Origin of the sequence: Methanosarcina mazei S-6, from assembly GCF_000970205.1 — an archaeon.
GTDB lineage: Archaea > Halobacteriota > Methanosarcinia > Methanosarcinales > Methanosarcinaceae > Methanosarcina > Methanosarcina mazei.
This window is the reverse complement of record NZ_CP009512.1, coordinates 290,228-302,474: the sequence shown is the minus strand read 5'-3', so window position 1 is coordinate 302,474 and position 12,247 is coordinate 290,228. Positions and strand designations below refer to the sequence as shown.

The window sequence follows — 12,247 nt, the reverse complement described above, 5'->3', positions numbered from 1 at the left end:
AGCCTCTTCAGCATAGCTAATTGTTTTATCTTATTAATTAATTCTTTTCTTTTGAAAGCTTCTTTTTTCATAATAGAAAGAGACTTCCTTTGAATTCTCCATTCAATTCTTCGATATTTTTCCAGGTAAACTCTGCTACGTCACATACAATTAAAGGAATAGTATCAGGAAGGAAAAATATTGAGAGTAATAACATCATCTTCAGTTTCTTTACAATACAGACATAATATAAAAATTTACCATTTGAAAAGTCTGGTTGCCCATTTAATGTTTTTTCTCAGGAGGTATTTTCTCAGTTCGTCAACCCCAAGGAGCAAAACTGCAAAAGGAACTGAAAGCAGCATATACCTGAGTTCAATGGGCGCTGTATTGAAAATCAGGTTGGCAAAAGGGTTCCATATTATGAGGGCAAGAATAAAAAGTTCGCTTGCAATTCCCAGGAGAACCAGCCGGTTTTTGAGCAATCCCACTGAGAAAACTGACTGGGTCCCTGTTCTTGAAGCAAATACATTGGCGATCTGACAGATAACCACGGCTGAAAAGAAAGCTGTTATCGCCTGCATATAAAGGGGATTCGTGTTTGCAAGCCTTTCTCCGAAAGTCCAGCCCCCTTCAAACAGTACGGCAAAATAACAGAAGAAGCCTGCAGCAGCCTCTATGGGCCCTTTTACCCCGTAGGCTGTCAAAAGAACCTGAGGAGTCAGTAATTTTTCATCCTTTCTCCTGGGAGGCCTTTCCATAATGTCTCCTTCCCCCTTTTCCACCCCCAAGGCTATTGCCGGGAGTATATCAGTTCCAAGATCGATTGCCAGGATAAGCTGGACGGGCATGGGAAGGGGGATGGAAAGGAGCACAAAAGCTATGAAAGGCAGAATTTCGGGAATATTGCTTGCAAGGATATAAACAATAAATTTTTTAATATTATCAAAGACAGTCCTGCCTTCTTCTACGGCGTTTACTATAGTGGCAAAATTGTCGTCCAGAAGCACCATGTCTGCGGCTTCGCGTGCCACATCCGTACCGCTGCCCATAGCAACTCCCATATCGGCATTCTTGATAGCAGGAGCATCGTTTACCCCGTCTCCTGTCATGGTAACTATTTCCCCTTCTGCCTGGAAAAGCTGTACTATTTTTAACTTCTGGACTGGAGAAGTCCGGGCAAAAACAATGCTCGGGTTTTTGAGCCTTGAGGCAAGTTCCTTGCGGGATAAAGATTTTAACTCGTCCCCGGTGATAATTTCAGGCTTTCCCGAACCCGCAAGCCCTACGTTCCTTGCAATCGACTCTGCGGTGACAGGATGATCTCCTGTAATCATAACAACCTTAATTCCTGCTGCATGGCACCTTGCAATAGCTTCTCTTGCTTCGGGGCGCGGAGGATCTACAATCCCTATGAAACCCAGGAAAACGAAGCCCCCGGTGGATTCTTTCAGATCTTCTGCTTTCCTGAAGGCAAGGGCAATTACACGTTCTCCTTTTTCTGCAAGCCTGAGGTCTTTCTCCAGAAGCTCTTTTTTCCCGGATTCATCCAGTTCTCTGACTGTTCCGGCCTCCATAACCGACGTGCACATCTGCACAACCACCTCAGGAGCGCCTTTAAGGTACGCTTCAAGCTCTCCTTCGGGAGTACGGCAGATAACTTCCATGCGCCGGGTAAGGGAATCGAAAGGAAACTCCTCGAGCCTCTGATACTTACCCTGGAGACCTCTTATATCCATGAAACTGTTCGCAAAAACAAGAAGGGCCCCCTCTGTGGGGTCACCGGTATAGCCCGGAGGCGACTCATAAAGCTTGGCATTGTTGCAGAGACCTGCAACCCTTATAAAAGCCGGGGGGATTTTTTCCATATATATCACGGGACTTGAAGCAGCAGAAATTTCTGTTTCGCCTGAGCCGGCAATATTTGTGGAGTCAGCAACCTTCTCAGCAGGGCCCTTTTTTACATTTTTATTTATGTCCTGCGCCTTAATTCCGTCTTGATAAATGGAAGACTTATCCGGCTCCAGAATTTCAAACCCTATAATGAGAGAATTCACTGCCATCCTGTTCTGGGTCAGGGTCCCGGTCTTGTCCGTACATATTACAGTGGTAGACCCGAGGGTTTCCACAGATTCAAGCTGCTTTATAAGGGCATCTCTGGAAGCCATTCTTCTGGATGCAAGGCTCAGAGCAAGAGTAACTGTGGGCAAAAGCCCTTCAGGAACGTTGGCAACAATGATCCCTATGGCAAAAATAAGGCTTGCAAGAAAAATATCCTGAAGAAAAAAAGCGAGCAGGAAAAAAGTAACGCCAAGGGAAATAGCAATTGCTGAAATTATCTTTATGAAATGGTTGAGTTCTTTCCTGATAGGGGTGTCTACGGAGGATGTCTGCTCTGTAAGAATTGCCAGGCTTCCGATCTGGGTATCATGCCCGGTTGCAAAGATGACAGCTTTACCGTTTCCGCTCTGCACAAGAGTCCCGGAAAAAACCATGTTCCGGCACTCCAGCAGGTTTGAATGAGTACATTCAAGAGAGCGCAGCTGCGGCTCTGACTCTCCGGTAAGGGCTGAATTATCCACTTTAAGGGAATTGATTTCAATCAGGCGCCCGTCTGCGGGAACCTTATCTCCCTCTTCAAGGAGTATAACGTCCCCTGGCACAAGCTCGGAAGCGAGGACGTACCTTAAGTTTCCATCCCTCAGGACTTTTGCATGTGGAGGAAGAAGCTGCCGGAAGCTTTCCATTGTCTTTACAGCCTGGTATTCCTGAATAAATGTGAAAGTCCCGTTCAGAAAAACGACGCCTACAAGGGCAATTCCTATATAAATATTCCCCTGCCCAGGATCAAGGTATTGACCGAGAAAAGAAAGAGCAGCTCCAACAATCAGCAGTATGGAGAAGAAGTTACGAAACTGTCGAAAGTATCTCTTAAGTATATTCTCTTTTCCGGCATCCTCAAGGATATTTGGGCCGCATTTCAGGAGTCTGCGGGCGGCTTCCTCTTCGCTCAGTCCGTTTTCATTTACTTCCAGCTTCTGCAGGAACTCAGCAAGAGGAATAAGATGTTCTTCACCCCATGGAGAGCTTGAACCATGTTTGACCCCAGCCGATCCTTTTTCCATCGAACCCCCTGTAATTCAATGTGACGCAAGAATAAGAAACTTAACTTAATGAGTTTACTTAATCCTGAAAACTCCGGACAGAATGAACAGGAGTTGCATATCATTTAAGGGAGAAATAATCGGGTCGAGAAGCATCAATAAGAAAAATAGTAAGAGAGATAATAGGGTTAAAATTTATTGTGTGATTTATCAAAAAAGAGGTAGAAAAAAATTCCTGGCAATTAGCTTTTATAATTTGCTAACTAAAAAAATGTCCGCATTCTGACTCAACAGAGGGGTTCGAGAATTGTTTTTACTTTGATTATTCTCATTCCCGCTCAGGCGAGAAAAAAGATGATTCAGAGCTATCTATTCCCGTTTATCAAAAGAGACCTTAATTTTTTAATATGCTTTAAACTCTGGATACTCTAGTCTGGAGTGTGAAACATTTTGGATTGAAAAGGTCTATATAATATTGTCAAGTAGACAATAAAATTGTAATAAAAATAAATGTACAAGGATAAAAGTAAAAAAAGGTATGACCGATATGAGCGAATTCACACTTAAAACAAGACTTTTAGCCGCCCTGAAAGGCGAACCTGTTGACAAAGTACCTGTTTGTTCCGTAACCCAGACCGGAATTGTAGAACTCATGGACGTAGTCGGTGCCCCCTGGCCTGAAGCCCACACAAACCCCGAACTCATGGCAAAGCTGGCACTCGCCAACCACGAGCTCAGCGGACTTGAAGCTGTAAGACTTCCCTACTGCCTTACCGTTCTGGTCGAAGCAATGGGCTGTGAAATCAACATGGGTACCAAGAACAGACAGCCTTCCGTTACCGGTCACCCCTATCCCAAGGACCTTGAAGGCGCAGCAGTCCCTGCAGACCTCCTGCAGAGGGGCAGAATTCCAGTAGTTCTTGAAGCAATTAAGATCATCAGGGAAAAAGTTGGACCTGACGTGCCAATCGTTGGCGGTATGGAAGGCCCTGTTACAGTCGCATCCGACCTTGTAAGTGTCAAATCCTTCATGAAATGGTCCATCAAGAAAACCGACCTCTTAGAACAGGCTCTGGACATCGCAACCGAAGCTTCAATTATATATGCAAATGCAATGGTAGAAGCCGGTGCAGACGTAATTGCCATCGCAGACCCGGTCGCCTCTCCTGACCTTATGAGCCCTGACTCCTTCAGGCAGTTCCTCAAATCAAGGCTTCAGAAGTTCGCCTCTAGCGTGAACTCCGTAACTGTCCTCCACATCTGCGGAAACGTGAACCCGATCCTCAGCGACATGGCAGACTGCGGTTTTGAAGGCCTCAGCGTTGAAGAAAAGATCGGAAGCGCAAAGAAGGGCAAGGAAGTAATCGGAACCAGAGCAAGGTTAGTAGGAAATGTTTCCAGCCCGTTCACTCTTCTGCCCGGACCTGTTGACAAGATAAAGGCTGAAGCAAAAGAAGCTCTTGAAGGCGGAATTGATGTACTTGCACCAGGCTGTGGAATTGCACCCATGACCCCTCTTGAGAACGTTAAAGCTCTGGTCGCAGCAAGAGACGAATTCTACGCCTGATAAGGCATAAAATCCTTTATTTTTTTTACGGGCAGATTCTGAGCCAGGGATTTTCAAGCTCTGACATCGTGCCCAATTCATATTTTTTTTACTTGCCGGGAAGGGACCTCAGGGATGAGGCATATCCGAACCAGGGCCCTGAAAGGCTGGCAGTTCAGGATACTCGGTCCGGGCAGAAATAATCCAGCAACATTCACAGTAATATCTTATTCATTATAACTCATCGAAATTTATTGAAAACAAAAGCTGTTGAAAGGATTAGTAGAGAAAATCTTAAACTTTTTTGAAGGAGGTTAAGATATGAAAACAGGAGTTGCAATTGACCTGGGAACCAGTGGATTCAGGGCCCAGAAAATTGACCTGGAGAGCGGCGAGATCAAGAAAACCGTAATAACTCTCCGGAACCCTCTGCCAGGAGCAAATGTAATGGACCACCTCGACTTTGCAATCCATTACGGTCTTGATAAAGCACACGGGCTCTCGGCAACAGCAGTAAAGAACATCCTTAATGAGCTGGGAGTAAAACCTGAAGAGATGGAAAGGTTCGCAATCTGCGGAAACCCTATCCAGCTTTCTATCTTTCAGGGAATTCCAATTGAAGACCTTGCATATGCCGGAGAGCGTAAGAAAGAGAAGTATCATATCCAGGAGCAAAACAGAGATTCCCGGATTATACCGCTGTCCGAAATTGCCGGATTTGAAGAATTTCAAAACTGTAAACTCATCGTCCCCCCGGCAATAAAACACGAAGTTGGAGCCGACGCACTTGCCCTTATTGTAAAAGCAGGCATGATCGAGAGCGACGAGATTGCAATTGCCACGGACTACGGGACAAATGCGGAAATGGCACTTAAATCAAACGGGATTATTTATACAGGGTCTGCTGCTGCCGGACCTGCCCTCGAAGGCCAGGAAATCGAATACGGATCCATTGCTTCTCCTCACACAATATGTGATGTCGAATTTGAAGGCAATAACCTGCGCTGTTATGTTCTTGACAGAGACATGAAAACAGCAAAAGGAGACCTCATAAACCCAAAAACAGGGGAAGTTGTGGAAAAGGGAGAGGTCACTGCAAAAGGCATTACAGGCACGGGAGTTATTGCCCTTATCGAAGCCGGGATGAGAAACAAGTTAATAGTCCTGCCAAAAATCCAGACTCCTGAAGGCGTCCTTTATCTGCAGGACGGCATCAAGTTCACGAATAATGACCTTATCGAAGCCGGAAGAGCGATAGGCGCACTCCGGGCAGGCCACATCACCCTCTGTGCAGCGGCAGGCATTGAGATGGAAGACCTCAAGATAGCACACATGTCAGGTGCTGCCGGGACTTACATGGATGCCGCAAAAGCCCATCAGGTAGGGATGATACCTTACAATGCAAATTATGTATCACAGATAGGGAACACCTCTCTTACAGTTGCCAGGGAAATCCTGCTTTCCGAAGACAGGCTATGGGAGCTGCAGACAATTGCAAAGCAAATCCTTGGTACGCATGTAATGTTTGCAACCTCGGAAGCCTTTAAGGAAGCTTACCTGCTTGAACTTGCTTACTGGAATGAGGGCATGGCATTCAAGATGCTCCAGAAGTTCCTGAAAAAGAAAAAACTGCCCATGTTAAGCGAACCTTCAACTATCCTGAAAATTGACCGCCAGGTAGAAAGGGATATCCCCGTACTTGGAGAAGAAGGGCTTGAGGTGCTTGAGAAGGTCGGGACCTACCTCACAATGGTTATAGAAGACTGCCAGGGCTGTAAAAAGTGTGCAAAGGTGTGCCCGAACGGAGCCCTCAGAATGGAAGACAACGGACTTGTCAAAATAAGGACAGACCTCTGTGACGGAGCAAACTGCCAGCGCTGCCTGCACGCCTGCCCTGATGACAGGTTCAAATGGGAAAACCTGACTGTTGCAGGAATTTAAGGAAAGGGAAAAATGAGGGTGCTTAATCAGACAGAATAAGCGGGCTGATTCAGGAATGAAATCCTGATTCCTGCTTTATTCGAAAAACACTGGCTAAACTGCAATATATCTGATACATCCCTGAAACATGAATTATTATTACTTTTTACTGGCTTGATTCAGCCTTTTCTTTTTCTAAAAGCGGAATTAACCTGAGAACTAAAATTTCTTACCCAATTTCAGGCTTTTAATCCCATTGCTATCTTCCTGTTTTACTGGGAAATGGGTGAGATAACTAATAAAAATTTTAAGAACTCCATATAGAGATAGAAAAATATACTTTGAGGATAGAAAAGTTGACATATATTCCTGAATAAAAAATATATTTACAATACTTTTAATAAAAAACGGAAAGAAAACAATAAGCAGAAAGCGGCAGAAAACGGAGGAAAAAAAGTGGAAGTCATTGTTGTTGGAGGTTTCCTGGGAAGCGGAAAGACCACTACCATTATCAATATGGGCAAATACCTCGCAGATAAAGGGAAAAAAGTTGCAATTATCGTAAACGAGATAGGGGAAATAGGGATTGACGGCGATGTGATTAAGAGATTCGGTTTCGACACCAAGGAAATCACAAGCGGGTGCATCTGCTGTACATTGAAAGTCGGGCTGAGGGCAACAATGAGCACTCTTGTAAAAGAGTATAAGCCCGATATCATAATGATCGAGCCCACAGGAATCGCTTTCCCGAATGTGATCAAAACCGAAGTTGAGCTTATGAATCTTGGAGAGGAAGTGAAAGTTGCTCCACTTGTAACTCTGATTGACGGCAGCCGCTTCAAACACCTGATGAAAGAGGTAAAAGAATTCGCTATGAGGCAGATTATAGATGCTGAAATCCTGGGAATAAATAAGGTAGATCTCATAGAGCCGATCAGGATACCGATACTCGAAACTTCGGTCCAGCAGTTGAACCCTGAAGCAAAGGTGGTCTTGCTTTCGGGAAAGGACACCGGCGAAAGATTTGAGAAATTCATGCAGGTAGTTCTTCCTGATATAAGAGAAGCACCGAAAAAAATCCAGGAAACAGCTACTGCAGAAAATACATCCAGCATTACAGGGCCGCAGGAAACCGAAGACTCCATCAAAGCCTCGGGCGTTGGCAGCTATGCGGCAGAGTTTGAAATTAAAGAAGGAGGAAACCTGAACACAGAAGAAGCCAGGAAACTCACCACCGAATTAATGAATATAATAAAAGGAAAAGTTCTGGAGCTTAACCCTGAATTTGTAGGGCATATAAAACTCTTCCTGGACAATGGGACGGAGACCGTAAAACAGAGTGTCACCATCTATAATGAAGAGCCTCAGGAAGATGTGATTAAATCAAAAGATGGAGCTTTCCCGACATTCAAGATACTCTCTGCGGTTTCAAATGTTGACAAAGAAGCTCTGAAAGATGCTGTAAACAGCTCTGTGAAAGAAACATTTGAGAAAAAAGGGATAAATGCGCACAAAACCGAGCATGGACATAAGCACGAAGGACACGCGCATAATGAACACAAACATGAGGGACATATACAGAGAATCGGGAGCATAAAAGGTATAAAAGAATAAAAAGACGAAAAAGAAAATGAAGGGCGGGCCAGATAAAAACCTGACTCGTCAAACCCTATTTTAAAACATTTTTACTGAAATTACTGACCTGATGCCGCAGGTAATTCCAGGAAATGTTTCCTGGTTACAGCATGCTGATTTTATTAGTTTAATTTACATTTCAACGGTGAGTGAAAAACCCATTATTAGATGGATACATATTCTTCTTTAAAGTCTTTTCTTAGCTGGTATATTTTATCATCAAAGAAAAGACGCACATGAAGAGGAGATGCACATGAAGAGGAGAACAACTTAAAAAGAAGGACAACTTAAAAAGAAGGACAACTTAAAAAGAAGGACAACTTAAAGAGAAGATGTACTATTTTCATTCTCGTCACAGCTTCTTCATTTCTCCAAAGCCCGCCTCCATGTTAGTCCAGAATAGAGTCCTGCAGAAGGCAAAATCCCGCAGATGACGTTAAAGCGTTGAAGCAAATGATAGTAAATCTTTGCGCTCTCAACCCCCGGATACTATTATAATAGAGTCAGATGATAGATTCAGGGGTGTACTCCTCGAAGAGATTCACAGTGAACTACTCTTCCCTGTCGGCTTGATAGCCTCCGAGGAAGGAGTCCTATCGAGATAGAGTCATAATAGGTTCAGCGATGCGCTCCACGGAAAGATTAACAAAACCTGTGGACGTGTTGGAAAGCGGGAAAATAGAGGTCAGAAAGCTGTTAGTTACGAAAATTCAAAAAGCACTCACTGTTACGGTCAGATCACAGTCAGTCCCTTTAAGCATGGATGCATTTGAAGGAAAAATATTTCCGGTTCAGGAAAGCTGTGACCTGACGTGAGAAAAGTTTATATATGTTAAAATTGTCCTCGACTTTTACATGGATAGAGTCTCAACATAAGGAGAGAAAAAGTATTCTATCCAGGCAATAGAGCATCTGGCTTCCATACGGAAATATTTTTTCAAAAAATAGTTAAAAGTCATCATACTAAGAAATTAAGAACAGAGATACAAAAACTTATCAGGGAAAAAGATCGCTCACTTTTTGAAAAACGAAGAAAAGAAGGCAAAAAGTAAGGTTTAATTAGAACCTGTACCAATTAGAAATATGGGACTTTCAAAGGTCTTCTAATATATAAAGAAGAGAAATAAAATATCTGAAAAGATACAGAAATATAACTCAGCAAGTTAATTTCACTTGCTTGCATTTACGAGAAAGCCCTGGCAGATCAATATTTTGCCTTAATAAAAATTTCATAGAAATCAAGTCCACTTGATAACCTCCATAGCTCAAAAAAGAATCTTTAGTTAAATTAAGATTCCAGTAAGAAATATTCTGGAAAAGGCGATAATTGCCTCATAAATTTTGATGCCATTGATTAAATAAACCGGGGTAAAAAAACAGTTCTTTTTTATAAAATCATTTGCCTGGAAAATTGAAGCCATAATTATAAAATTATAGCTGCTCAAAAATTAGCACAGATGAAGGTATATTCCAGAAACTCCAACTGTCATCTGCAAGTGAATTCCCGAATAATAAAGGGAGTACACCTTTCATTAGTTAACTGGGAAAAGGCTAAAAGGCACATGAAATAGGAATAGGAAAAAACCTGAACCCCAGGAAATAAATAGTATTCCTAAGGAGCCTGAAAAACGAGAACCTGGCCTGTAATTCGGCACTATCGTGCGACCAGTATACCACCAAGAGGTTATCCAACTCTCACAATGGAAAGAATTCGATCTGGAGGTTTTCGAATTCATTTTCATTGTTTCAGACAGTATTTCGGGATGAAATACCTGAAAATTCAGGAAGATTCAACTTGCAGGATCAAAGATCTGAGCAATCTGAGATCTCTTCATTATTAAAATGGAGGTTAAAATATGTTGGATTTGAAACTGGAAGATGTCGATGGCATATTAGTACGCTACAACGTCGCCCTCGAAAAGGAAATGACACCTGACGAAGCAGCAGAAGAGCTTTACCCCAAGGATAAACTCATTTATCCAATTGCAAAAGCTATCTACGAGGGAGAAGAAGACGATGTTGTAGATGGTCTTCAGGCAGCAATCGATGCAGGAAAGAACCCGATTGCCCTTATTGACGATGCCCTTATGGTAGGAATGGGAGTTGTAACCCAGCTTTATGATGATGGTATCATTTTCCTCCCCAACGTTATGATGTCTGCTGACGCTATGCTTGCAGGTATCGAATATTGTAAGACCAAGACCACAGAAGTTCCCGAGCCAAAGGGCAAGGTTGTCTGCCATGTCGCAGAAGGTGACGTCCATGACATCGGAAAGAACATTGTTGTTGCCCTCCTGAGAGCAAACGGCTATGATGTAGTTGACCTCGGAAGAGATGTTCCTGTAGATGAGGTCATTGAATGTGTTACAAAAGAGAAGCCGATACTGCTTACAGGTACTGCCCTCATGACAACCACCATGTATGCATTCAAGGAAATCAATGACAAACTCCTTGAGAAGGGAATCAAACTGCCCTTTGCATGCGGTGGCGGTGCTGTGAACCAGGACTTCGTGTCCCAGTATGACCTCGGAGTTTATGGTGAAGAAGCTGCTGATGCCCCCAAGATTGCTGACGCAATCGTAGCAGGTACCACAGATATCGCAGCATTAAGAGAGGAATTCCACAAGCACTAAGGAGGGAGCAAAATGGTAAAGAAATACACTTCAATGGCTTACGCTAACGCAGATGAACTTATTTTCGGGCAATGTAAATTCCCGGTAAAGGCAGGCCTTGGACTCGAAATTGGTGCAGGATACACAACCCCCGAAGTGAACTATGCTCCAAGACCTCAGGCAGGAAAATCTAAAGAAAAACTCGTTAAGGAATACGAAAGGATCACCACTGACATCATGGCAAGGATGGTCCAGATCGGTGCTCCATCTATAGTTCTTGAAACCGAACACGTTGAACAGATGTCCAACAACCCTGACTGGGGAGGAGCTGTTGCACACGCCCAGAAAACCATCATGGAAGAATACCACGATGAATACGGCATAAAGTGCGCACTCCGCCACACTATTGGTGACATCCGTGAAGACCGCGACTACCTCCAGCTCAGAGGAGACAAGTACAGCGTCTTTATGGAAGCTTTTGAAGAAGTAGCCAAGAACGGTGCTGACCTGCTTTCAGTAGAGAGCATGGGCGGTAAGGAAGTCTTCGACTATTCCATCCTCAGGAACGACACTGCCGGCATCCTCTTCGGTATCGGTGTGCTCGGCAGCATGGACATGGAAATGGTCTGGAAAGACATTTCTGACATTGCAAAGAAGACCGGAACTGTTTCCGCCGGTGACACAGACTGTGCCCAGGCAAACACTGCAATGTTCATTGCAGGCGGTCTCCTTGACAAGAACCTTGCCCACACAACTGCAATTGTTGCAAGGGCAATCTCTGCAGCAAGGTCACTCTGTGCATATGAAGCAGGCGCAACAGGCCCAGGTAAAGACTGCGGTTACGAGAACTCCATCATAAAAGCCATCTCAGGTGTACCAATCGCTCAGGAAGGTAAGACCTCCACCTGCGCACACTCTGACCTGATGGGCAACCTCGTTATGCAGTGCTGTGACCTCTGGTCCAACGAGTCCGTTGAATACCACGGTGAATTCGGTGGTACAACCGTCCAGTGCTGGTCCGAAACCCTTGCATACGACTGTTCCATGATGAACGTCGCCCTCAAAACCGGAAAGGCAAAGGACCTCAGGGACATCCTCGTGCTCTCTGACAGGTACAGAGACCCACAGGGATATGTGCTTGCCTATGACAACGCCTACAGAGTTGGACAGGCAATCGCAAAAGACGGAAACAACAACTACCTCCGTTCCAAGAATGCTGCAATCGAGTGCTGCAACCTCATAGAAGAAGGTGTCGGCTCCGGCAAGCTGAAACTCACAAGGTTCGAAACCAATGCACTTGCAAAGGTTAAAGCCGACCTCGAAGCTCTTACCGACGATGCTGACAAGTTCATGAGTGACAACCTGACCAAATTCAAGCAGGAAGTTGCAGTTTTCAAACCAGAAAACTACGGGCTTTAAGCCCTAAACTTCCTTTTTTTAATTTTTTTTCA

7 protein-coding genes are annotated in these 12,247 nt (G+C 44.1%); 6 read left to right on the top strand and 1 reads right to left on the bottom strand.

Annotated elements, in window-relative coordinates:
* Positions 1 to 236 precede the first annotated feature (236 nt).
* Positions 237 to 3,104 carry a cation-translocating P-type ATPase gene (locus MSMAS_RS01220; protein ID WP_011033018.1) on the bottom strand — a complete coding sequence of 956 codons (2,868 nt, stop codon included), beginning with the start codon at positions 3,102 to 3,104 and terminating at the stop codon, positions 237 to 239.
* Between the two features lie 526 nt (positions 3,105 to 3,630).
* Here MSMAS_RS01220 and mtaA point away from each other — a divergent pair.
* From mtaA to mtaB, 6 genes are all read left to right on the top strand, one after another.
* Complete coding sequence (gene mtaA / locus MSMAS_RS01215; protein ID WP_015411548.1) at positions 3,631 to 4,650, top strand: methylcobamide:CoM methyltransferase MtaA; 1,020 nt, start codon at positions 3,631 to 3,633, stop codon at positions 4,648 to 4,650.
* A 300-nt stretch (positions 4,651 to 4,950) separates the two neighbouring features.
* Positions 4,951 to 6,570, top strand: a complete 1,620-nt coding sequence (locus tag MSMAS_RS01210) for a methylamine methyltransferase corrinoid protein reductive activase (RefSeq protein ID WP_011033020.1) — start codon at positions 4,951 to 4,953, stop codon at positions 6,568 to 6,570.
* 435 nt (positions 6,571 to 7,005) lie between these two features.
* The gene (locus tag MSMAS_RS01205; RefSeq protein WP_011033021.1) at positions 7,006 to 8,163 is read left to right on the top strand and encodes a GTP-binding protein; all 1,158 of its coding nucleotides are present in this window, start codon (positions 7,006 to 7,008) and stop codon (positions 8,161 to 8,163) included.
* A gap of 645 nt (positions 8,164 to 8,808) precedes the next feature.
* On the top strand, positions 8,809 to 9,000 hold the full coding sequence (locus MSMAS_RS01200) for a hypothetical protein (protein WP_048038091.1): 192 nt from the start codon (positions 8,809 to 8,811) through the stop codon (positions 8,998 to 9,000).
* A gap of 1,040 nt (positions 9,001 to 10,040) precedes the next feature.
* On the top strand, positions 10,041 to 10,817 hold the full coding sequence (mtaC, locus tag MSMAS_RS01195; RefSeq protein WP_011033022.1) for a methanol--corrinoid protein MtaC: 777 nt from the start codon (positions 10,041 to 10,043) through the stop codon (positions 10,815 to 10,817).
* Positions 10,818 to 10,829: 12 nt separating this feature from the next.
* Positions 10,830 to 12,215, top strand: coding sequence for a methanol--corrinoid protein co-methyltransferase MtaB (gene mtaB / locus MSMAS_RS01190; RefSeq protein WP_011033023.1), 1,386 nt, complete (start codon positions 10,830 to 10,832; stop codon positions 12,213 to 12,215).
* The last annotated feature ends 32 nt before the right edge of the window (positions 12,216 to 12,247 follow it).